The organism is Allobosea sp. OAE752 (assembly GCF_050433265.1).
GTDB classification, from domain to species: domain Bacteria; phylum Pseudomonadota; class Alphaproteobacteria; order Rhizobiales; family Beijerinckiaceae; genus Allobosea; species Allobosea spartocytisi.
This window is the reverse complement of the sequence record NZ_JBNPXO010000008.1, coordinates 64999-85677: the sequence shown is the minus strand read 5'-3', so window position 1 is coordinate 85677 and position 20679 is coordinate 64999. Positions and strand designations below refer to the sequence as shown.

The following is a 20679-nucleotide window of genomic DNA, read 5'->3' as shown; positions in this document are numbered from 1 at the left end:
ATGCGTCTCCCGGAGGGAGCCTGATGAACAGACCCGAACGCTTCCGCCCCCCTTCGGTCGACGAGATCCTGCGCAGCGGCGAAGGCGCCCTCGCCATCGCCCGCCATGGCCGCAGCGAGACGACGCAGGCCGTGCGGCAGGTTCTGGAGCGGATGCGGCAGAGCGAGACCTCCCACTCCGCCTCGGCCGATGCCATCGCGCACATGGCGCTCGATGTGCTGGAGGAGCGCGGGCGGCCGTCGCAGCGCCCCGTCATCAACCTCACCGGCACGGTGCTGCACACCAATCTCGGCCGCGCGCTGCTGGCCGAAGAGGCGATCGAAGCCGTCGTCACCGCGATGCGTGCGCCGACCAATCTCGAATATGAGATCGAGGCTGGACAACGCGGCGAGCGCGACGCGCATGTGCGCGGCCTGATCCGGGAATTGACCGGCGCCGAGGATGCGGTGCTGGTCAACAACAATGCCTCGGCGGTTCTGCTCGTGCTCAACACCCTCGCCCGGGATCGCGAGGCCATCGTCTCGCGCGGCGAACTGATCGAGATCGGCGGCGCCTTCCGCATGCCGGATATCATGGGCCGCGCCGGCGCGATCCTGCGCGAGGTCGGCACCACCAATCGCACGCATCTCAAGGACTATGCCGAGGCCATCGGCCCTGAGACCGGATTGCTGCTGAAGGTGCACACCTCGAACTATGTCGTGCAGGGCTTCACGGCGGAGGTGGAGCCGGCAGAGCTGGCGAAGCTCGCCCGTACGCACGACCTGCCTTTCGTCGACGATCTCGGCTCGGGCACGCTGATCGATCTCGCCCGCTGGGGGCTGCGGCACGAAAAGACCGTGCAGGACGCGCTGAAGGGCGGCGCCGATCTCGTCACCTTCTCCGGCGACAAGCTGCTCGGCGGGCCGCAGGCCGGCATCGTCGCCGGGCGGAAGGATCTGATCGCCAGGCTCGCCAGGAATCCGCTGAAGCGCGCGCTGCGGCTCGACAAGCTCCGCCTCGCGGCGCTGGAGGCGACGCTCAGGCTCTATCGCGACCCCGACCGGCTGGCCGAGCGCCTGCCGACGCTGCGCCTGTTCACACGGAAGGCCGCGGAGCTGCGCGCGCTGGCCGAGCGGCTGCGGCCACAGGTAGCGGCCGCACTCGGTGCCGGCTGGGAGGTCGAGACGATCGACTGCGCCAGCCAGATCGGCTCCGGCGCACTGCCGCTCGAGACGCTGCCGAGCGCGGGGCTGGCGATCGCGCCGGCCGGCAAGGCCAGCGGCGGCGCCGTCGAGGCCTTGGCCGCCGCTTTCCGGGCCGTGCCGGTGCCGGTGATCGGGCGCATCGCACAAGGCGCGCTGATCTTCGACCTGCGCTGCCTCGAAGACGAGACGCTCTTCGCCGCGCAGCTCGCGAGGCTGAAACCCGGAGGCGGCGATGGGCTGGCTTGACCGGCTGCGCCGCAAGGACAACTCCGGCGCGGAGGATGTGGCTGCCGCCATGGCGCGCGCCACTGATGCGGTCGAGCGCGGCGACCATCGCGCCGCGCTGGCGCTCTGGGGGCCGCTCGCCCATGCCGGTATCGCGCGAGCCCAGAACAATATCGGCGCCTGTTTCGCCGAAGGGCTCGGCGTGGAGCGCGATCTCACGCTTGCCCTGCGCTGGCTGACGCTGGCCGCGAATAGCGGTGATCCGGTCGGGCAGCGCAATCTCGCAGCGCTCCATTTCAGGGGCGACGGCGTCGCGCAGAGCGACGAAGAAGCGATGCGGCTCTATCGGCTCGCCGCCGAGCAGGGCGACGCCCCGGCGCAGGACATGCTGTCCTGGATGCTGCTCGAAAGCGGCCTGCCCGAGGCGCGGGCGGAAGCCTTGCGCTGGGCGCAGGCCGCCGCCGAGGCCGGCATCGCGACCAGCATGACCCGGCTCGGCATGATGTTCCATGACGCTCTTGGCGTGGAGCGCGATCCCGCCGTGGCGGCCGAATGGTGGCAGCGCGGCATGGCGGCCGGCGATCCCGATTCCGAAGCCATGCTCGGCGCCGCGACCCTGCTCGGCCAGGGCGTGGCTCAGGATTCCGAGCGCGCGCTTTCCCTGCTGCTCTCGGCCGAGGCCAAGGGCAGCCGCCTCGCCGCGCCCTTCATCAAGGCCGCGCGCGCCGCCTCCCCGATCGAGGCCGCGCCATGATCATCGGCACGGCCGGACATATCGACCATGGCAAGACCTCGCTGGTGAAGCGCCTCACCGGCGTCGATACCGACCGGCTGAAGGAGGAGAAGGCGCGCGGCATCTCGATCGCGCTCGGCTTCGCCTATTGGCCGCAGGCCTATGGCTCCGTGATCGGCTTCATCGACGTTCCCGGCCATGAGAAGCTGGTCCATACGATGCTGGCCGGGGCTTCCGGCATCGACCTCATCCTGCTCGTCGTCGCGGCCGATGACGGGGTGATGCCGCAGACGCGCGAGCATGTCGCCATCGCCCGCCTGCTCGGCATCCGCGACGCCGTGGTCGCGCTCACCAAGACCGACCTCGTCGATGCGGAGCGGATCGCCACCGTGCGCAACGAGGTCGCCAACCTGCTCGCGGATACGCCCTTCGCCGACGCACCGACGCTGCCGGCCTCGACCGTAACCGGCGACGGGCTCCCGGAATTGAGCGAATTGCTCGCGGCCAAGGCGCGTCAGGCGCAAGGCAGGCGGGGTGACGGCGCTTTCCGCCTCGCTGTCGATCGCTGCTTCACCTTGCAGGGCACAGGCACGGTGGTGACGGGCACGGTGCTGTCGGGCTCCGTCCGCGTCGGCGACAGCGTCGTCGTCTCGCCTACCGGCCTGCCGGCACGCATCCGCTCGATCCATGCCCAGAACCGTCCGGCCGAGACCGGCCATGCCGGCGACCGCTGCGCGCTCAACCTTGCCGGACCCGGCATCGCGAAGGAGGCGATCCGGCACGGCGACATGGTGCTGGCGCCGGCCCTGCACGCACCGGCAAGCCGGATCGACGCCGAGATCACGCTGCTCGCCTCCGAAACCAGGCCCCTCGCCATGTGGCAGCCGGTGCGGCTCCATCACGCCGCGGCGGAAGTCGGCGCCCGCATCGTGCTGCTGGGCGAGGAGATCGCGCCGGGCGCGACCGCCCCGGTCCAGCTCGTTCTCGACAGCCCGCTCGCCGCAGCGGCGCTCGACCGCTTCGTGCTGCGCGACATCTCGGCCTCGCGCAGCATCGGCGGCGGCCGCTTCCTCGACCTGCGCGCTCCGGAGCGCAGGCGCCGCAGCCCGGAGCGGCTGGCGCAGCTTGCCGCCCTCGGCCTCGCCGATCCGGCCGAGGCTTTGCGTGCGCTGCTGGGGGTCGCGCCCTACCATGTCGAGATCGACAGCTTCGTCCGCGACCGCGCGCTGGGCGCTGACGCCGCGGAGCAACTGACCGCACGGCTCCACCTCGTCAGGATCGGCGCCCTTGCGATGCTGCCCGAGCATTGGCAGGCGCTGGCTAAAGCCGTGGCCGACACGCTCGACGCCTATCACGCTGAACATCCCGACCTGCCCGGCATGGGGCTGGAACGTTTGCGGCTCGCTGTGGCGCCGCGCCAGCCGGCGCCCTTGTTTCGCCAGGCGCTGGCGCGGCTCACGGAGGACGGCGTGGTCGCCGCCTCCGGCTCCTGGATCAGGCGGCCCTGCCATGAAGTCCGGCTCTCGCCGGAGGACGAGGCCCTGTGGACCCGCATCGCACCGCTGATCGGCGGCGATGAGCGCTTCCGCCCGCCGCGCGTGCGCGACATCGGCCAGATGCTCGGCCGTCGCGAGGAGGAAATCCGTCGGCTGTTCCGGCTGATCGGACGGCGCGGCGACGTGCACGAAATCGCGCTCGACCACTTCTTCCAGCGCGACACGCTGGTCGAGATCGTCGGCATCGCGAGCGCGCTTGCCGCACAGCATCCGGCCGGCTTCAACGCCGCGCAATTCCGCGACAGGCTCGACAACGGCCGAAAGGTCGCTATCCAGATTCTCGAATTCTTCGACCGCCACGGCGTCACCATCCGCCGCGGCGATCTCCGGCGCATCAACCGGCAGCGGCTCGACCTGTTCGGCCCGCCACTGGGGGTACCCGATGGAGGAGAAACGTCCCCGGTGGGGCGTCCGGACTTCAAATCCGGGAGGGGCCGTCAGACGGTCTCTGGTGGGTTCGACTCCCATTCTCTTCCGCCAGTTTCTACGGCGTCGAACTGAGTTCCTGATTCAAACCGACGCCGCAATGATTTGTTTTTATTAGATTTTCTGAGTATCGAACGTCATTGTCCGGGCAAAGCTCGAGAGGCCGCATGACCGACAGCGAAGCCCCCGCCCTCGATCTGATCGCCGGTTTCGAGCGCGCCGCCGAAGCCGCTGGGGAGGCTGAGGACGCCTATCGCAAGGAGGCGGCGGCACGGATCGCCGCGCTCGCTCTCGAACGCGCCACGGCCTTCCGGCGGCTCAATCTCGTGCGCGGCGCCGTCAGGGCCATCAGCGAAGCCGACGAGCCCGAAAAAGCCGTTGCACGCGCCCGCTTCGTCATCGCGCAGACGCTCGGCTGGGAGGAGATCGGGCCCCGGGAGGAGCTCGTCCTCGATCGATTGACGCCCTTCCTCGAGGCGCTACGGACCGAATTGTCGACGGAAGCCGCCTCCACCACCGAAAGCGCCGCGGAGGCGCTGCGCGGCTTCGAGGACTGGTATCGCGCCGAGACCGGCAGCGACTTCTACGCGCTGTTCGAGCGCTACATGCCGGATACGCCGCGTGTCGACTTCTAGAGGGCTCGGCACCGATTTCGATCGCTGGCTCGGCAAGCTCTTCCGCAAGGGCCCGTTCACGGCGCTGATCGTGCTGGTCAGGATCGCCCCGCCGAAGGTGGAGCCGCTGCGCTCGACCTTCGTCCATGTCGTCGGCGACGAGATCGACTGGGGCGACATCGTGCTGATGCTGCGCGGGGCGGGCACGAGCTGGGACGGCGCCGCCTTCTTCCCCACCCGCGACGCGGATGGCGGGCTCGTGCCCGACGAAACCGCCCGCGCCCGCCTGCGGGAGCTGGAAGGCGCGCTCAGGGAGAACCGGCTGATGCTGAACGAAGGCGCTTTCTTCGACGTCTGGGGCCGCAACCTCAAGGTCGAGGCGGCGTGAGGCGCATCAAACCACTGCCACCCGCCCCGGCCCTGCCTCCACGGCGCCGATGATCCGCGCGGCCGGGCAGCCCGCCGCCTTGATCTGCGCGAGCACATCTCCTGCCCGTTCCGCCTTGCAGGAGACCAGCAACCCGCCGGAGGTCTGCGGATCGGTGAGCAGGTGCCGGCGCCACTCCGGCAGGCCGGCCGGCAGAACGACGCCCTCGCCATAGCTCGCCCAGTTGCGATGGGAGGCTCCGGTCACCCGGCCTTGCTGCACCAGCCTTTCCGCCTGCGACAGGAACGGCAGGTCGGCAAGGCGAAGCTTCAGCGTCGCGCCGGAGCCGCGCGCCATCTCCAACCCGTGGCCGAGGATGCCGAAGCCGGTGACGTCGGTGATGGCGTGCACGTCCTCGTCCTTCGCCAATTCGGCACCGACGCGGTTGAGCAGCGTCACCGAGGCGATCATCTCGTCATAGGCGGCCGGCGAAAGCTCGCCCTTCTTGAAGGCGGCCGAATAGATGCCGACGCCGAGCGCCTTGGTCAGGATCAGCGCGTCGCCCGGCCGCGCGCCGCTGTTGCGCCGCAGGGTCTTCGGATTGAGCAGGCCGATGACGGCAAGCCCGTAGATCGGCTCGGGCGCGTCGATGGAATGGCCGCCGGCGACGGGAATGCCGGCCTCCGCACAGATCGAGGCGCCGCCCTTCAGGATCTCGCGGGTCATCTCCACCGGCAGCTTGTCGAGCGGCATGCCGAGGATGGCGAGCGCCATGATCGGCCTGCCGCCCATGGCGTAGACGTCGGAGATCGCGTTGGTCGCGGCGATGCGGCCGAAATCACGGGGATCATCGACCATCGGCATGAAGAAATCGGTCGTGGCGACGACGCAGGTCTCATCGTCGATCTGCCAGACGGCGGCGTCGTCGCCGGTTTCGGTTCCCACCAGCAATTGTTTGTACGGCCCCGCCGCCGGGTGCTCGGCCAGCAATTGCTGGAGCACCGAAGGGGCAAGCTTGCAGCCGCAGCCGCCGCCATGGGCGAGGCTGGTCAGGCGCGGAGCGGCCGCCCGCGCCGGGGCCTCGCGCTCGATTGTCTCGCTCATCGTCTCATCTCCGGAAAGCGGCGGCCGGGCTCCCTGCCCGGCCATCTGGATCAGGCCGTGATCTCGGCGGACCTGATCATGTATCGGAACGTGTCCGGGTCGAGGCAGTCGAGCAGCGCGCCGGCGACCTCGGCCTGCGGATACATCAGGAAGCCGACCTTGTGCCGCGAGCCCGGCAATTCGAGGTCATGCGCCATGTTGTAGCCGAGCCAGTTGCCTTCCCAGGCGCCGAACAGCGTCTCGCGCGCCGCGACCACCTTGGGGTTGTCGATGGCATTGTTGCCGGGCGGCTCCTCCAGCACGACCTTGCGGACATCCGCGGGGTCGGTCGCGACCCAGCCATGGCCTTCGAGCCAGACCTCGGCGCGACAATGCTGCGACTTGGTGATCGTCGCCGAGCCGGCGCCGAGGCTGGCATAGCCGAATTGCGAGGGCGCCACGCGGATGCCGTAGATGTCGCGCGCGGGAATGCCGACGGAGCGCACCAGCGCGACATAGAGGGCATTGAGATCGGCGCATTTGCCGCCGAGATTGCCGGTGCGCAGCATCGAGGCGACATCGCCGGTGCCGCAGCCGCGCGTTTTCGCATCGCGGAAGGTGTTGGCCACCACCCATTCATAGATGGCGCGAGCCTTCTCGACGTCGCCGGTCTTGCCGGCCGCCGCCTTCTCGGCGGTCTCCCGGACGATGCCATCGGTCGGCATCAATTCGGTCGCCTCGAGATAGAGCTTGCGCTCGGCCTCACTGAGGACGGGCTTGCCGCCCACCGCGAAATCCTCCGCTCGGTCGCGCAACGAAAAGCGGCTGCGGAGCTCGACCGAAGGCGCGGCCTCACCCTCCTTGAAGACGACATGCAGCATCTGCGCGCCATATTTCGAATCGCGCACCACCTCCACTGAGGCGGCATTGGTCGTCCAGTCGCTCTTGCCGGGCCTGATCCACTCCGGCTGATCGACGGAGGGCAGCGGAATCCAGGCCTGCGCCTTGCCCTGCCCGGCCAGGTCGAGCCGCGTCACCACTTCGAAATCCCGCCATTTGCCGGGCCTCGGCGCGAAGGCCGGAGCCTGCGCGAGAGCCTGATGCGGCATCAGCAGGGCCGCGCCGGCAGCGGCGGCCCCTGTCTTGAGCATGTCGCGGCGATTGATCATCGGATGGCTCCTCCCTCGTTTTTGTCAGCGATTGTCCTGGACAGGTCTTGCTTGGGTCGTTCTTCCTCGGGACGTTCTTCCGAAGGGTTCTCTCCACCCGGTTTCGCGACGGCGGCGAGGGCGCGCAGAACGGCCGGGCTCGTCCAGTCGAGCGGCTCCTCCGTCTTGAACGCCGGGCGCAGTTGCCCGTCGAGCACGAAGCTCGTCGGCAGGCCGAGCACCTGCCAGCGCTTCATCGCCGCACGGTCCTCGTCGAGCAGCACCGGGAAATCGACGGGACGCGCCTTGAAGAAGCTGCGCAGCCGCGCCGGAACCTCGCCGACATTGACCGCGAGGATCGCGACGGCCGGGTCGCGACGCTGCGCCAGCGCGTTCAGCGAGGCCATCTCCTCGATGCAGGGGCCGCACCAGGTCGCGAAGAAGTGGACGATGACGGGCTTGCCGCGCATATCGGCAAGATCGAGCGCTGCCGCATCGAGGCGCGTGAGCGCCAGCTCCGGCGGAGCGGGGCTGGACCAGGGCTGGAGGTCACCGGCCTTGCCGGCGCCCGGCAGGAGAGCGAGAACCAGCCCGACCGCCAGCGCCCGAAGACGATGCTTCGGCCCCCGAACCGATCCTGATGCGCCCCGAAACTCGGGAGCAACCATGGCGAGCACATCCGCATCCTTTCCCGCCGCCCTCCTGCCGTCAATGCGCGTTTTTGTGAGCAACACGCAGCCGGCCAGGAAAGCCGGCGATGAAAGATCAGCCGCATCAGCAGCCGACCCTTGCCGAAAGCGCCCGTCGGCGTCAGCATCGCGGCATGAAGCTGCTGCTCGTCCTGGGGATCGCCGTCAGCTGCGGCCTGGCGATCTGGATGGCGCTGGATGGCAATGCCGTGATGGCCTTGCCGCTGGTCGTGGTCGTCGCGGCTCTGGTCAGGACCTTGGTGCGTTCTCTCAGCGGCCAGCAATTCCGGCCTGCCGATACACCGATCGAGCAGGATACGGAGGAGTGAGAACCGCCGCCTTCCGCTGAGACATGTAGGACTCCCTCACGTAGACGCCTGCGTAACCACGATGCGATGACCATGCTGCCTTCGATCCTGTTCGGAGATAGTCTTTCTCAGATCGGAGACCTCGCCTCACCCCCGAGAAGAACATGGTTGAATCGGCAGAATTCCGGCCTTTCGACGACATCGAAACGCTGCGAAGCGACGTCCTGAAGGCCGGCGTGCTGAACGCCAAGGCGCTGCAGGCAAGCGCCGAGAACCATGTCGCGAATCTCGGCTGCGTCCTGCCGCCCTCGCCGGAGCTCGACGGGGCCTCGTTTCAGACGCTCACCAGCATCATCGCCTTCGCGCGGTCGCTCTATGGCCAGGCCCCGATCGCCGAATTGGAAGCGGCCCGGCGGCAGGCCCTGGCAAGCATCGACCGGCTGGCGCAGCTCGTCGCCCGGGCGAGGCCGGAGCACGCCTGACCCGATCGGGTCGAATCAGCCGGATCGCACCCGCCTCTCCAGCATCGGCCCGACAGCGGAATCCCCTCTTCGGAACCCTCCGATGCGATGCGACATCCATCGATCACCATCGTCGCGTCCGGCAGGACGGGTGGCGATCGAGCGATGGCAGCGGCGCCGTAGGCCCATAAAGTCGCCTCTTGGCGACCTATCGCGGGACATGACGAGGCGAGTTGTAGAAAGCCGGCTGAAGTGACTGGACAGGCTTGGCGCCAGCCTCTATATCGCCCCGACCAACACGGAAGGCGCCGCGCGCCACCGGGGCGCCCAGGTAGCTCAGTTGGTAGAGCATGCGACTGAAAATCGCAGTGTCGGTGGTTCGATTCCGCCCCTGGGCACCATTCTTCCGCTAAGCGGTCGATCAGCTAGAGAAATCAGCAAAATCAAAGGTCTTAAGGCTCCCGTGCGATGCCACGGGTGATCCGTTTCGTCCCTTCGACGGCGCGTCCGTTCAAGCATCCCAAGACAGGCGCCTATCGGTTTCCTTCCCAGAGGATGGACACCAAAATGCGCCGCCGCCGGGCTACCGGAGCGACCTCTACTCTCTGTCAATGATTGAGCTTGTTTTGCGGAGCCACTGAAGAGTGGCTGGGGGACTAGGATTCGAACCTAGACAACCAGAGTCAGAGTCTGGGGTCCTACCGTTAGACGATCCCCCAACGGCGCGGCCTGTGCGTTCGCGTTGGTGAGCGGCGGTCTAATCAATGCTTCTCGCCTTGGCAAGAGCAGAAATGCGCAAGAGCGGTGGAAGCTCTCATGATGTGATGACGCCGCCATGTCGCGGCGCCGTCGTCCAGCTCCCCCCTGCGCGCTCGGACGCAACGCCTTCGGCACGCCCGCCGCCCGCCTATCGCTCGAGCCCTCGCCGCCGGAACCCGCAAGCAGCAGGAACTGGCCGCGAGAGATCAGGGCCTGGTCGGATCGAAATGCTTCGTCAGCTTGTGGCCATAGCCGCCATAGTCGCTCTGCAGCGCCTCCGTCCGCGCGGCGAAGGCCGTGACGGCTTGAGGAAAGCGCGTCTCGAACATGAAGGCGAGCGTGCCCTCGAGCTTGTGCGGCTTCAGCTCGACAGTGGAGGCCCGCTCGAAAGCATCGACATCCGGGCCGTGCGGCAGCATGGAGTTGTGCAGCGAGATGCCGCCGGGCACGAAGCCACCGCCCGTCTTGGCATCATAGACGCCGTAGACCAGCCCCATGAACTCGCTCATCACGTTCATGTGGTACCAGGGGGGACGGAAGGTGTTCTCCGCCACCAGCCAGCGATCGGAGAAGACGACGAAGTCGACATTGGCGGTGCCGGGCGTCTCCGAAGGCGAGGTCAGCACCGTGAAGATCGAGGGGTCGGCGTGGTCGTAGAGCACCGGGCCGACCGGCGAGAAGCGCCTGAGGTCGTATTTGTACGGCGCGTAATTGCCGTGCCAGGCGACGACGTCGAGCGGCGAATGCGCGATATCGGCAACCCAGAGGTTGCCGCCCCATTTCACATACATCTTCGAGGGCGCGTCGCGGTCCTCATAGGCCGCGACGGGGGTGAGGAAATCGCGGGGATTGGCGAGGCAGTTCGCGCCGATCGGCCCGCGTTCCGGCAAGGTGAAGGCGCCGCCATAGTTCTCGCAGATATAGCCGCGGGCCGGGCTGTCGCGGAGCTCGACGCGGATCTTCACGCCGCGCGGGATCACCGCGATCTCGCCCGGCTCGATGTCGATGATGCCGAATTCGGTCCAGAGGCGTAAGGCGCCCTGCTGCGGCACGAACAGCATCTCGCCATCGGCGTTGTAGAAGTATTCGTCCACCATCGAGCGGGTGATCAGATAGACATGCGCGCCCATGCCGCCCAGGCTGCCGGCATCGCCGGCCGTGGTCATGCTGCGGATGCCCTCGATGAAGGAAAGAGGCTCCGCCGGAATCGGGAGCGGGCTCCAGCGCAGCGGCGCGATCGGCATGTCGACCTCGCGGGCCGGCGCCGTGCGCCAGAGCCCGGCATCGACCTTCCGGAACGTATTCCAATGCGCCACGGTCGGCCGAATGCGGTAGAGCCAGGAGCGCTCATTGGTGGTGCGCGGCGCGGTGAAGGGCGAGCCGGAGAGCTGCTCGGCATAGAGGCCATAGGCGCATTTCTGCGGCGAATTGCGCCCGAGCGGCAGGGCGCCCGGCAGCGCCTCGGTCTCGAAGCCGTTGCCGAAGCCGGACATGTAACCGGCCGCGATCGCGCTCCGGAGCTTGCCGTCATTCGTCTTGCCGTCGTCTGTCTTGGCGCCGCCCGGTTTCTGAACGTTCATGATCTGGAACCTTTCCGCGGCCGCGCCCGGCCCGCGCCGGCCGCACACCAAACTGCCCTGCCCCCCGCAAGCCGGTCGAAACACGCGGCGCGCCAGGGGACGCGGACGCGCCACAGGATAGTTGCTTTGGTAACTGTCCATTTTGTAACTAACAAGGCATGGCCACTCTCGCCCTCGAAAGCTTCCTGCCCTATCGCCTCAACCGGCTCGCTTCGGTGGTTTCGTTGAAATTCCGCGCGGTCTACGGCCCGCATCACGATCTGACCGTGCCGGAATGGCGCGTGCTGGCGACGCTCGCGCAATTCGGAACGATGACCGCGAAGGCCATCGGTGCCCATTCGGCCATGCACAAGACCAAGGTCAGCCGGGCCGTGCGGGCGCTGGAGGAGCGGCGCTGGCTGGTGCGTAGCCGGAGCGAACTCGACCGGCGGGAAGAGGGCCTCACGCTCACGGCCGCAGGCCTGCGCAGCTATGCCGAGATCGTGCCGCGCGCACTCGCCTTCGAGGCTGCTCTTCTGGCCGAGCTTGGCCCGCATGCCGCGCCCCTGCTCGCGGCTCTCGAACGGATGGAGGCCGGTCTCGTCGATGACACGCCACGTCCCGAGCGACGGTGACGGCGGCGCTTGCCTTCCGAAGCCCCATCGAAGGCTCTTCGAAAGTTTGCTGCATTTCCACGGAAACGCAGGTCATCCCGGACACGGCGAAGCGAAGATCCGGGATCCATGCCTGAACCTTCTTTGCAAGCGCTCCGGCATGGATCCCGGGTCCAGCCCGGGATGACCGAGGTTGTTCCGTGCGAAATCGGCAGGCTCTATGCGTCGCTCAGCGTCCGCCGCACGGCGTCGCGCCAGCCGGCGACCTTGCGCGTGCGCTGGCTCGCCGCCATCGCCGGCAGGAAGCGTCGTTCCAGCCGCCAGAGATCAGCGAAGCGGTCGGGCTCGGGCAGCAGCCCGGCATCGAGCCCGGCGAGATAGGCCGCGCCCAGCGCCGTCGTCTCAAGCACGGTCGGGCGGTCAACGGGCAGGTCGAGAATGTCGGCGAGACGCTGCATCGTCCAGTCGGAGGCGACCATGCCGCCATCGACGCGCAGGACCGAGCGGCCGCCCTGCCCGGCTTCGGGCCAGTCGGCATGCATGGCCTCGATCAGGTCGAGCGTCTGGTAGCAGACGCTTTCCAGCGTGGCCCGGGCGAATTCGCGCGGGCCCGTGCCGCGCGTCAGCCCGAACAGGGCGCCGCGCGCATTGGCATCCCAATGCGGGGCGCCGAGCCCGACGAAGGCCGGCACGAGATAGACGTCCTGCGCCGGATCGGCCGCTTCCGCGAGCGGGCCGGTATCGCTCGCCTTCTCGATGATGCCGAGACCGTCGCGCAGCCATTGCACCGCGGCGCCCGCGATGAAGATCGAGCCTTCCAGCGCGTAGGAGCGCTTGCCGCCAAGCTGATAGGCGATGGTGCCGAGCAGCCGGTTCCTGGAGCGGACCGGCGTGTCGCCGGTGTTGAGCAGCGCGAAGCAGCCCGTGCCGTAGGTCGACTTGACCATGCCCGGATCGAAGCAGGCCTGCCCGATCGTCGCGGCCTGCTGGTCGCCGGCGATGCCACGCACCGCAATCGGCCCGCCGAACAGCTCCGGCGCGGTGTCGCCGAAATAGGCCGCGCAATCGCGGACCTCCGGCAGGATCGCCTCGGGAATGTCGAGCAGCGCGAGCAGGTCCTTGTCCCAGACGCCACGGCCGATATCGAACAGCATGGTGCGTGCCGCATTGGTCGCGTCGGTCGCATGCACCGCACCGCCCGTCAGCCGCCAGAGCAGGAAGGAATCGACGGTGCCGAAGGCGAGCTCGCCCGCTTCCGCACGGCGGCGGGCACCGGGAACATTATCGAGCAGCCAGGCGATCTTGGTGCCGGAGAAATAGGGGTCGATGCGCAGGCCGGTGCGGCTGGCGACGAGCTCCTCGTGGCCGGCGGCGACGAGCTGCGCGCAGGCATCGGCGGTGCGCCTGTCCTGCCAGACGATGGCGCGGTGGATCGCCCTGCCCGTCTGGCGGTCCCAGATCAGCGTGGTCTCGCGCTGGTTGGTGATGCCGATTCCGGCGATGTCCCGCGCGCCGAGCCCCGCCTTGGCGAGAGCCTCGCGCGCCGTCTCAAGCACGGTGTCCCAGATATCCTCCGGCTCGTGCTCGACCCAGCCGGAGGCTGGAAAATGCTGCGGGAACTCCCTTTGCGCGCTGGCCACCGGAGCGAGCGAAGCATCGAACAGGATCGCCCGCGAAGAGGTCGTGCCCTGGTCGATCGCGAGGAGATGTCTGGCGGCCATGCTCTGCTTCCTGCCCTGTCCCATGAGCATCGGACCGAAAAGCGGAATCCCCTTTCCGGAAGAAGCCGATGCGATAACCCATCCCGCGCTCTGCGGCGCAGCGGGCGGAGACTTGCCGAAGCCGCGGCTTCCGCGCAAGGGCATGGCCCTGATTTCGGCTCCCGGCCTGCCGCGCGAGGGCCCGTTTGCCTGTCCCCATGGCAAGGTTCTGCTTGGCACGCGGCTTGCGCTGTAGTTAGCTTGCTGACGAAGCAGATGGCTGCGCCTTGCGCGGCCCCTGCCGGATCGCTTCATGCGGGTGCGGCAGGTCGGGGGATTGGAATGGCGGCGGTCGAGGACCGGCAGCAGGGAGGCGTCGCATCCGCGGCGCCGCCACATCGACATGACGCCGATCCGCTCAGGGCCGGCGGCGCCGCCGTTGGTGCCACCGCCCGTCCCCATAACGGACATCGGCTCTTTCCCGCGCCCGCGACCTATGCGGCCCTCGATCTCGGCACGAACAATTGCCGGCTGCTGATCGCCCGCCCGGCCCAGCACGGTTTCCGGGTCGTCGATGCCTTCTCGCGGATCGTGCGCCTGGGCGAAGGGCTGGCGGCGAGCAGCCGCCTCGGCGATGCCGCCATGGACCGGGCCGTCGAGGCGCTGAAGATCTGCCGGGGCAAGATGGCGAATCGCGGCGTCACCCGCGCCCGGCTCGTCACCACGGAAGCCTGCCGCGCCGCCACGAACGGGCTCGACTTCGTCCGCCGCGTCGCGGCCGAGGCCGAATTGGCGCTGGAGATCATCGACCAGCGTACCGAGGCCTCCCTGGCCGTCTCGGGCTGCGCCGCGCTGGCGGACCCGGCGGCCGAAGGGGTCATCGTCTTCGACATCGGCGGCGGCTCCACCGAGATCGTCTGGCTCGGCAATCGCAGCGAGGCGCGCGACCCCGCCGCCCGAATCCGCGAATGGGCCTCGCTGCCGATCGGCGTCGTCACGGTGGCGGAACGCTATGGCGGCGTCGAGGTCAGCCGCGAGCTGTTCGAGCGCATGGTCGATGATTGCGCGCAGGCGCTCGAGCCCTTCGTGAAGCGGGCCGCGCCCGCCCGTCAGGCGCGCGCCTTCCATCTGCTCGGCACCTCCGGCACGGTCACCACCGTCGCCGGCATCCATCTCGGCCTGCTCCGCTACGACCGGCGCGAGGTCGACGGGCTGTGGATGCGCCAGGACGATATCCTCGCGGTCATCGACCGGCTGATCGCGATGGACTATGCCGCACGAGCAGCGAATGCCTGCATCGGCCGCGAGCGCGCCGATCTCGTGCTGGCCGGCTGTGCGATCTTCGAGGCGATCCGCCGCGCCTTTCCGAGCGAGCGGGTCCGGATCGCCGATCGCGGCCTGCGCGAAGGCATCCTGCTGCGGATGATGCATGAGGATCGCGCCTGGTGGCGGCGCAGATAGGCTTGGACGGCGATGAGCAGCGGAAAATCGGGAGGCGGCGCCGGTGGCAAGGCGTCGGCAGGTGCGCGCGACATGCGCGTCAAGGTCAAGAAGGCCGGCAAGCTCAAGCATTCCTCGCAGCTCTGGCTCGAGCGCCAGCTCAACGACCCTTATGTGAAGCGGGCGAGAGAGCTGGGCTATCGCTCACGCGCGGCCTTCAAGCTCGAGGAGATGGACGACCGCTACAAATTCCTCAAAACCGGCCAGCGCCTGGTCGATCTCGGCTGCGCGCCGGGCGGCTGGTGCCAGATCGCGGCCAAGCGCATCGGGCTGGAACAGGGCAAGGGCTATATCGTCGGCATCGACCTGCTGCCGGTCGACCCGATCCCGGCCGTCGACCTGATCCAGATGGATTTCATGGCCGAGGAGGCCCCGGCCCTGCTGACCGAACGGCTTGGCGGACGGGCCGACGGCGTGATGTCGGACATGGCCGCCAACACCACCGGCCACAAGAAGACCGACCACCTCAAGATCATCGCGCTGGCCGAGGCTGCGCTCGAATTCGCGCATGACGTGCTGGCACCGGGCGGCTTCTTCCTCGCCAAGCTGTTCCAGGGTGGCGACAGCGCCGAACTGCTCGCGGGCCTGAAGCGCGACTTCACGCTCGTGCGCAACGTCAAGCCGGCGGCCAGCCGCGCCGATTCCTCGGAGCTCTACGTGCTGGCGACGGGGTACAGGCGCAAGCCGGATGCGGCCGAGACGGCCGTTTGAGAATCGGCAGAGATGTCCCTGGCCGCAACCCAGCATCGCCGCATCCGAGCGCCGAGATCTCCGAGATGACCAAGACGCGTCTGGTTTCGATTCTTTCAACCCTTGCCGTTCTCGTCCTCGGATCCTTGCCTGCACAGGCCTCCGACCGGACACCCGAGCAAGTGGCGGAGCTCTATTACCGTGCCTGGCTCAACTACGACCGCGCCGCTGCCGTTCAGCTCAACACGGCGCTGCGCCCGGAAACCGGCGGACGGGATCTCGTCGATCTCGGGATGATCGCCGATCCCGTCGCATGGCAACTCAGGCGAATCGCAAGCTTGAGCGCTCGGGGAGACCCGTCGGCCCCCGAGATCAGACGGCTGATGGCGACATTCATCATCGCCGGAAGCAAACGCGTCCGCTGCCGGGCCGTCGGCAGCGAAATCGGTGCCCAGCCTGCGGGCGAGCGCTTTCGCGCGACCGTCAAGCTTGAATGCGCCGTGCCGGATGCCGTGGCGGGTTTGCGCCAGACGAAGGAGCACGAGCAAGGGCGGTCGAACATGGTCAATCCCTCCCCGCGCCTGCTGAAGGGCGTCATCGAGGCCTTCGAGAGAGCTCCGCTGACACGCCGGGTTTCGACGGAGATGGATGTGACCGCGGGGTCGGCGAAACAACGCTGGATGCCGGATACGAGCCGCAGCGGCATGGATCAGGTGACCGGCGCCATCGCGCGCCAGATCGGGGAAGCCGGCCTCGGCCCGTAGACCGCACGTTCCGAGCCAAGCCTCGCGCCCGGAAAACCACCCCAAGACGGGATATGATCGCGGCTTTAGCGAGATCGCAGCCGCTCAATCCAGCGGCTTCTGCTCGGCGATCGCCTCGGCCGTCAGCTTGCGCTTGCTGACCGGCGCGTGGCCGGAGACCTCGGCGCCGGCATCGGGCGCGAGCTGCGCCATCCAGAGCGCCGAGGAGGCCGAAATCAGCCCGACGATGACGAAGGCTGGCCAGAAATCGCCGGCCGCGAGCGCCTTGCCGCCGTTGAAGGCGTTGGCCGCCTCCAGCGCGAAAGCGCCGATCGTCACGCCCATGCTGAGCGACAATTGCTGCGCGACGCTGGACAGGCTGGTCGCGCTCGACATCTCACGGTTGGAGACGTCGGAATAGCTCAGCGCGTTGATGCCGGTGAACTGCAGCGAGCGGAAGCAGCCGCCGATCAGCAGGACCGACAGCATGATCGCGTGCGGCGTCGTCGGGGTGAAGAGGCCGGAGGCCGCGAGGAAGGCGGAGCCGACGAGCGCGTTGAAGATCAGCACGCGCCGGAAGCCGTATTGCGCCAGGATGGTCCGCGCCAGCGTCTTCATGATCATCGCGCCGGCGGCCGAAGCGAAGGTGATCAGGCCCGATTGCAGCGGATCGAGCCCGAAGCCGAGCTGCAGCATCAGCGGCAGCAGGAAGGGGATCGCGCCGATGCCGGTGCGGAAGATCGAGCCGCCGACGACGCCGATGCGGAAGGTCGGGATGCGGAAGAGCGCGAGGTCGAGGACCGGGTAAGGCACGCGGCGCGCATGGAACCAGTAGGCGACGAGCGCCGCCGCCCCGCCCAGCACGCAGCCATAGGAAATATATTCCGGCACCATGTGCCGGCCGCCGGTCGCCAGCCCGAGCATCAGCGCGGCGAAGCCGAAAGCCGAGAGGACGAAGCCGCGCACATCGAGCGGCGCCACGTCCTCCTCCCGGATGTCCTCGAAGAAGATGCTCGACAGCACGATGCCGATGAGGCCGATCGGGATGTTGATGAAGAAGATCCAGCGCCAGTCGAAATAGGTGGTGATGAAGCCGCCGAGCGGCGGGCCGACCACGGGCCCGACCAGCGCCGGGACGGTGAGATAGGCGAGCGCGCTGACCATCTCGGCCTTGCTGACGCTGCGCAGGATCACGAGGCGCCCGACCGGCACCATCATCGCCCCGCCCATGCCCTGGATGAAGCGCGCTCCGACGAAGGCGGCGAGCGAATTCGACACCGCGCACAGCACCGAGCCGAGCATGAAGATGCAGAGCGCCGCGCGGAACACGCTGCGGGCGCCGAACTTGTCCGCCATCCAGCCGGAGATCGGGATGAAGACCGCGAGACTGACGAGATAGGAGGTCAGCGCCAGCTTCAGCGCGATCGGATCCTCCCCCAGCGACTTCGCGATCATCGGCAGCGAGGTGGCGATGACGGTGGAGTCGGTGTTCTCCATGAACAGGGCGCAGGCGACGATCAGGGGAAGCAGTTTGGCGCGTTGCAAGGTCCGAACCTCCGCGCCGGCACGAAACCGGCGCGCTTGAAATCATAAGCTCGGCTATTAACGCGACAATTCGCCCGTGACGAGGTCGAAATCACGGTTTTGGTCGCCCCTTGCGCGCCTCCGCTATGCCCTGGGATTATAACCCGGCACCGAACACAATGCCGCCATGCGTTTTTCGCCCTGCAACAAGACCCGGCACCGCCCCACCTCAAGATTCGTTCGGTTGAGCCGAACCGTCGCGAGGGGCGCGCGCCGCTGACCTTGGAGGCTGACATGTTCGATATTTCAAGAATTTCCCCCGTTCTCCGTCGTAACCGCTCGAGCCTGCGCCTCGCAGCTCTCGGCGCCCTGGCTGGCCTGGCCTATGGCATGGCGGTGCCCGCGCCCGCTTCCGCAGCCCCCTCGGACTGGCGCGGCGGCTGCCAGGACAAGGCTGCACCGCAGGGCTATGGCGAGATGATCAGGTATAACAACTGCGTGAGGCAGAGGGACTGCCAGCAACTCGCCAATGCGACGGGCACCACGGTCTTCGCGGCCGGTTGTTTCTGGGTCTCGCCCGAGGCGCCGGTGGCGTCCGATTTCCGCCGGCCGGCACGCTGAATCCGGCCCCGGCAAACGGCAAAGCGGCACGGCCATGCGCCGGTGCCGCTTCTGCACTGCAAAATAAATTGGCACGCGCTCTAGCGGACCAGCCGGACGCGTGCTAACGGGCCTCGTCAACTCGGCCATGGGCGCATCTGCCCGGCCCCTTAGAAAAGCCGGCTCGGCCGGCGTCGGAGTTGACGATGACGCTTTCCCTCGACGGTCTGATTCGTGACGGCCTCACCTTCGACGACGTGCTCCTGGAGCCGGGTCCGTCGGAGGTCATGCCGGCCGATGTCGACATCCGCACGCAGCTCACCCGCTCGATCTCGCTGAACCTGCCGATCATCGCCTCGGCGATGGACACGGTCACCGAGGCCCGCATGGCGATCGCCATGGCGCAGGCCGGCGGGCTTGGCGTCATCCACCGCAATCTCGAGGCCGACCAGCAGGCCGCGCAGGTCCGCCTCGTCAAGAAGTTCGAATCGGGCATGATCGCGAACCCGATCACGATCCACCCCGACGAGACGCTGGCCGACGCGCTGGCGCTGATGAAGCAGAACGGCATCTCCGGCATCCCGGTCGTCGAGCGCGGCCCGCAGGGCCATAAGGGCAAGCTCGTCGGCATCCTGACCAACCGCGACGTCCGCTTCGCCGCCAACCCGGACCAGCCGGTCTCAGAGCTGATGACCAAGGAGCGGCTCATCACCGTCCGCGAAGGCGTGAACCAGGAAGAGGCGCGCCGCCTGCTCCACCAGTTCCGCATCGAGAAGCTGCTCGTCGTCGACGATCACTTTCGCTGCATCGGCCTGATCACCGTCAAGGACATGGAGAAGCAGGTCGCCCATCCCCACGCCGCGAAGGATTCGCAGGGCCGCCTGCTCGTCGCCGCCGCGACCACGACCGGCGAGCAGGGCTTCGAGCGCTCGGAGATGCTGATCGACGCCGGCGTCGACCTCATCGTCGTCGACACCGCCCACGGCCATTCGGCCAAGGTGCTCGACGCGGTCAGCCGCGTGAAGAAGCTCTCCAACGCCGTGCAGGTCATCGCCGGCAACGTCGCCACCGCCGGCGGCGCCCAGGCGCTGATCGACGCCGGCGCCGACGCGATCAAGGTCGGCATCGGGCCGGGCTCGATCTGCACCACCCGCATCGTCGCGGGCGTCGGCGTGCCCCAGCTCACCGCGATCATGGACGCGGCCTCGGCAGGGGTGAAGGCCGGCGTTCCGATCATCGCCGATGGCGGCATCAAATATTCGGGCGACCTCGCCAAGGCGCTCGCGGCCGGCGCCTCCTGCGCCATGGTCGGCTCGCTGCTCGCCGGCACCGACGAGACGCCGGGCGACACCTTCCTCTACCAGGGCCGCTCCTACAAATCCTATCGCGGCATGGGCTCGGTCGGCGCCATGGCGCGCGGCTCGGCGGATCGCTACTTCCAGCAGGACATCAAGGATTCGCTGAAGCTGGTGCCCGAGGGCATCGAGGGCCAGGTCGCCTATAAGGGCCCGGTCTCGGGCGTTCTGCATCAGCTCGCCGGGGGCCTGCGCGCCGCGATGGGCTATGTCGGCGGCAAGGATCTGGCGGATTACCAGGCCAAGGCGCGCTTCATCCGCATCACCAGCGCCGGCCTGCGCGAGAGCCATGTCCACGACGTGACGATCGTGCGCGAGAGCCCGAACTACCCGACCCGCTCTTGAGCCTTTCGCGCCTTCGTGCAGTCTGGCTCGCCCGGACGAGCCGGACTGTGACGAAGGCGGAGAGCAACACATGGCCCTGAAGCTGGTCTACCCGGCGCTCGCGATGATCTTCTGGATCTTCGTGGTCGGCGTCATCCTGTGCATTCGCCGCAAGAACGCCTTCACCTCGGGCGAGGTCCGGCCCGACGAGGTCTCGGTTTCGACCGAGCGCTACCCCGTCCCGGCCCGCCTCGCCTCGGCAAACTTCTCGAACCAGTTCGAGCTGCCGGTCGTCTTCTTCGCGCTGATCATGCTGGCGATTCAGGTCGCGGCGACGAGCTATGTCATGGCGGCGCTGGCCTGGCTGTTCGTCGCCTCCCGCGTCGTCCACACCCTCATCCATATCGGCCCGAACCAGCTGCCGCTGCGCGGCGCGGTCTATGGCGTGGGCGCCATCGCGCTGCTGTGCATGTGGGCCGGCGTGCTGGTGGCGGTGCTCTGAGAGGCGGCGCCCGGC

At 68.2% G+C, this 20679-nt stretch carries 20 protein-coding genes, 3 tRNA genes and 1 pseudogene; 17 read left to right on the top strand and 7 right to left on the bottom strand.

Annotated features, from left to right (window positions below):
• Positions 1-23 precede the first annotated feature (23 nt).
• From selA to GGC47_RS19905, 6 genes and pseudogenes are all read left to right on the top strand, one after another.
• The gene (gene selA / locus GGC47_RS19930) at positions 24-1430 is read left to right on the top strand and encodes an L-seryl-tRNA(Sec) selenium transferase (protein ID WP_142020649.1); all 1407 of its coding nucleotides are present in this window, start codon (positions 24-26) and stop codon (positions 1428-1430) included.
• Entirely contained in the window at positions 1417-2163 is a 747-nt protein-coding gene (locus GGC47_RS19925) for a tetratricopeptide repeat protein (RefSeq protein ID WP_142020648.1), read from the top strand. Before selA ends, GGC47_RS19925 begins: the two co-directional genes overlap by 14 nt.
• Positions 2160-3974, top strand: a pseudogene (gene selB / locus GGC47_RS19920) (selenocysteine-specific translation elongation factor); the annotation flags it as partial. The gene GGC47_RS19925 and the pseudogene selB, both read left to right, overlap by 4 nt.
• A gap of 108 nt (positions 3975-4082) precedes the next feature.
• Positions 4083-4178, top strand: a tRNA-Sec gene (locus GGC47_RS19915).
• 113 nt (positions 4179-4291) lie between these two features.
• Complete coding sequence (locus tag GGC47_RS19910) at positions 4292-4759, top strand: hypothetical protein (RefSeq protein ID WP_142020646.1); 468 nt, start codon at positions 4292-4294, stop codon at positions 4757-4759.
• Positions 4746-5126 (top strand): hypothetical protein, encoded by a 381-nt coding sequence (locus GGC47_RS19905; RefSeq protein WP_429068643.1) that lies wholly within the window; start codon positions 4746-4748, stop codon positions 5124-5126. Before GGC47_RS19910 ends, GGC47_RS19905 begins: the two co-directional genes overlap by 14 nt.
• Before the next feature lie 6 nt (positions 5127-5132).
• On the opposite strand, the gene selD is transcribed toward GGC47_RS19905, so the two are convergent.
• The 3 genes from selD to GGC47_RS19890 are packed head-to-tail and all read right to left on the bottom strand — an operon-like array spanning position 5133 to position 8004.
• The gene (gene selD, locus GGC47_RS19900) at positions 5133-6209 is read right to left on the bottom strand and encodes a selenide, water dikinase SelD (RefSeq protein ID WP_429068642.1); all 1077 of its coding nucleotides are present in this window, start codon (positions 6207-6209) and stop codon (positions 5133-5135) included.
• Positions 6210-6259: 50 nt separating this feature from the next.
• On the bottom strand, positions 6260-7357 hold the full coding sequence (locus GGC47_RS19895) for a transglutaminase-like domain-containing protein (protein ID WP_429068641.1): 1098 nt from the start codon (positions 7355-7357) through the stop codon (positions 6260-6262).
• Positions 7354-8004, bottom strand: a complete 651-nt coding sequence (locus GGC47_RS19890) for a TlpA disulfide reductase family protein (protein WP_429068640.1) — start codon at positions 8002-8004, stop codon at positions 7354-7356. The genes GGC47_RS19895 and GGC47_RS19890 overlap by 4 nt, the downstream gene beginning before the upstream one ends.
• 89 nt (positions 8005-8093) lie before the next feature.
• Between GGC47_RS19890 and GGC47_RS19885 the strand changes: the two genes are divergently transcribed.
• The 3 genes from GGC47_RS19885 to GGC47_RS19875 all read left to right on the top strand — a co-directional run bounded on the left by GGC47_RS19885 (position 8094) and on the right by GGC47_RS19875 (position 9195).
• A complete protein-coding gene (locus GGC47_RS19885) occupies positions 8094-8354 on the top strand; it encodes a hypothetical protein (protein ID WP_429068639.1) in 261 nt (86 codons plus the stop codon).
• A gap of 143 nt (positions 8355-8497) precedes the next feature.
• A complete protein-coding gene (locus GGC47_RS19880; protein ID WP_429068638.1) occupies positions 8498-8815 on the top strand; it encodes a hypothetical protein in 318 nt (105 codons plus the stop codon).
• A 304-nt stretch (positions 8816-9119) separates the two neighbouring features.
• Positions 9120-9195: transfer RNA gene (locus GGC47_RS19875), tRNA-Phe, on the top strand.
• A gap of 244 nt (positions 9196-9439) precedes the next feature.
• Here GGC47_RS19875 and GGC47_RS19870 read toward each other — a convergent pair.
• Together GGC47_RS19870 and hmgA are read right to left on the bottom strand one after the other, a co-directional pair.
• Positions 9440-9513: transfer RNA gene (locus GGC47_RS19870), tRNA-Gln, on the bottom strand.
• A gap of 246 nt (positions 9514-9759) precedes the next feature.
• Positions 9760-11133, bottom strand: a complete 1374-nt coding sequence (hmgA, locus tag GGC47_RS19865; RefSeq protein WP_142020589.1) for a homogentisate 1,2-dioxygenase — start codon at positions 11131-11133, stop codon at positions 9760-9762.
• A 158-nt stretch (positions 11134-11291) separates the two neighbouring features.
• Here hmgA and GGC47_RS19860 point away from each other — a divergent pair, with 158 nt between their 5' ends.
• The gene (locus tag GGC47_RS19860) at positions 11292-11747 is read left to right on the top strand and encodes a MarR family winged helix-turn-helix transcriptional regulator (protein WP_142020588.1); all 456 of its coding nucleotides are present in this window, start codon (positions 11292-11294) and stop codon (positions 11745-11747) included.
• Between the two features lie 197 nt (positions 11748-11944).
• On the opposite strand, the gene glpK is transcribed toward GGC47_RS19860, so the two are convergent.
• Complete coding sequence (glpK, locus tag GGC47_RS19855; protein WP_142020587.1) at positions 11945-13447, bottom strand: glycerol kinase GlpK; 1503 nt, start codon at positions 13445-13447, stop codon at positions 11945-11947.
• Between glpK and GGC47_RS19850 the strand changes: the two genes are divergently transcribed.
• The 4 genes from GGC47_RS19850 (at position 13446) to GGC47_RS19835 (ending at position 16380) form a co-directional block, all read left to right on the top strand.
• Positions 13446-13682: a hypothetical protein gene (locus GGC47_RS19850; RefSeq protein WP_142020586.1), complete on the top strand. Its 237-nt coding sequence runs from the start codon at positions 13446-13448 to the stop codon at positions 13680-13682. The two genes, glpK and GGC47_RS19850, sit on opposite strands and share 2 nt — an antisense overlap.
• Before the next feature lie 86 nt (positions 13683-13768).
• Positions 13769-14887: a Ppx/GppA phosphatase family protein gene (locus GGC47_RS19845; RefSeq protein ID WP_113255043.1), complete on the top strand. Its 1119-nt coding sequence runs from the start codon at positions 13769-13771 to the stop codon at positions 14885-14887.
• Positions 14888-14899: 12 nt separating this feature from the next.
• Positions 14900-15637: an RlmE family RNA methyltransferase gene (locus GGC47_RS19840; RefSeq protein WP_038368472.1), complete on the top strand. Its 738-nt coding sequence runs from the start codon at positions 14900-14902 to the stop codon at positions 15635-15637.
• Between the two features lie 65 nt (positions 15638-15702).
• The gene (locus tag GGC47_RS19835) at positions 15703-16380 is read left to right on the top strand and encodes a hypothetical protein (protein WP_142020585.1); all 678 of its coding nucleotides are present in this window, start codon (positions 15703-15705) and stop codon (positions 16378-16380) included.
• Positions 16381-16464: 84 nt separating this feature from the next.
• On the opposite strand, the gene GGC47_RS19830 is transcribed toward GGC47_RS19835, so the two are convergent.
• On the bottom strand, positions 16465-17904 hold the full coding sequence (locus tag GGC47_RS19830; RefSeq protein WP_112761785.1) for a DHA2 family efflux MFS transporter permease subunit: 1440 nt from the start codon (positions 17902-17904) through the stop codon (positions 16465-16467).
• Between the two features lie 273 nt (positions 17905-18177).
• On the opposite strand from GGC47_RS19830, the gene GGC47_RS19825 reads away from it, so the two are divergent.
• The 3 genes from GGC47_RS19825 (at position 18178) to GGC47_RS19815 (ending at position 20664) form a co-directional block, all read left to right on the top strand.
• Positions 18178-18504 (top strand): hypothetical protein, encoded by a 327-nt coding sequence (locus GGC47_RS19825; RefSeq protein ID WP_038368481.1) that lies wholly within the window; start codon positions 18178-18180, stop codon positions 18502-18504.
• 185 nt (positions 18505-18689) lie between these two features.
• Positions 18690-20183, top strand: a complete 1494-nt coding sequence (guaB, locus tag GGC47_RS19820) for an IMP dehydrogenase (protein WP_113255041.1) — start codon at positions 18690-18692, stop codon at positions 20181-20183.
• A gap of 70 nt (positions 20184-20253) precedes the next feature.
• On the top strand, positions 20254-20664 hold the full coding sequence (locus tag GGC47_RS19815) for an MAPEG family protein (RefSeq protein ID WP_142020584.1): 411 nt from the start codon (positions 20254-20256) through the stop codon (positions 20662-20664).
• The last annotated feature ends 15 nt before the right edge of the window (positions 20665-20679 follow it).

Excerpts from the sequence above, each read along its gene's own strand:
- selA (WP_142020649.1), top strand. The coding sequence starts at position 24 with ATGAACAGACCCGAACGCTTCCGCCCCCCTTCGGTCGACGAGATCCTG.
- GGC47_RS19925 (WP_142020648.1), top strand. The coding sequence starts at position 1,417 with ATGGGCTGGCTTGACCGGCTGCGCCGCAAGGACAACTCCGGCGCGGAG.
- GGC47_RS19910 (WP_142020646.1), top strand. The coding sequence starts at position 4,292 with ATGACCGACAGCGAAGCCCCCGCCCTCGATCTGATCGCCGGTTTCGAG.
- selD (WP_429068642.1), bottom strand. The coding sequence starts at position 6,209 with ATGAGCGAGACAATCGAGCGCGAGGCCCCGGCGCGGGCGGCCGCTCCG.
- GGC47_RS19895 (WP_429068641.1), bottom strand. The coding sequence starts at position 7,357 with ATGATCAATCGCCGCGACATGCTCAAGACAGGGGCCGCCGCTGCCGGC.
- GGC47_RS19890 (WP_429068640.1), bottom strand. The coding sequence starts at position 8,004 with ATGGTTGCTCCCGAGTTTCGGGGCGCATCAGGATCGGTTCGGGGGCCG.
- GGC47_RS19885 (WP_429068639.1), top strand. The coding sequence starts at position 8,094 with ATGAAAGATCAGCCGCATCAGCAGCCGACCCTTGCCGAAAGCGCCCGT.
- GGC47_RS19880 (WP_429068638.1), top strand. The coding sequence starts at position 8,498 with ATGGTTGAATCGGCAGAATTCCGGCCTTTCGACGACATCGAAACGCTG.
- hmgA (WP_142020589.1), bottom strand. The coding sequence starts at position 11,133 with ATGAACGTTCAGAAACCGGGCGGCGCCAAGACAGACGACGGCAAGACG.
- GGC47_RS19860 (WP_142020588.1), top strand. The coding sequence starts at position 11,292 with ATGGCCACTCTCGCCCTCGAAAGCTTCCTGCCCTATCGCCTCAACCGG.
- GGC47_RS19850 (WP_142020586.1), top strand. The coding sequence starts at position 13,446 with ATGCTCTGCTTCCTGCCCTGTCCCATGAGCATCGGACCGAAAAGCGGA.
- glpK (WP_142020587.1), bottom strand. The coding sequence starts at position 13,447 with ATGGCCGCCAGACATCTCCTCGCGATCGACCAGGGCACGACCTCTTCG.
- GGC47_RS19845 (WP_113255043.1), top strand. The coding sequence starts at position 13,769 with ATGGCGGCGGTCGAGGACCGGCAGCAGGGAGGCGTCGCATCCGCGGCG.
- GGC47_RS19840 (WP_038368472.1), top strand. The coding sequence starts at position 14,900 with ATGAGCAGCGGAAAATCGGGAGGCGGCGCCGGTGGCAAGGCGTCGGCA.
- GGC47_RS19835 (WP_142020585.1), top strand. The coding sequence starts at position 15,703 with ATGACCAAGACGCGTCTGGTTTCGATTCTTTCAACCCTTGCCGTTCTC.
- GGC47_RS19825 (WP_038368481.1), top strand. The coding sequence starts at position 18,178 with ATGTTCGATATTTCAAGAATTTCCCCCGTTCTCCGTCGTAACCGCTCG.
- guaB (WP_113255041.1), top strand. The coding sequence starts at position 18,690 with ATGACGCTTTCCCTCGACGGTCTGATTCGTGACGGCCTCACCTTCGAC.
- GGC47_RS19815 (WP_142020584.1), top strand. The coding sequence starts at position 20,254 with ATGGCCCTGAAGCTGGTCTACCCGGCGCTCGCGATGATCTTCTGGATC.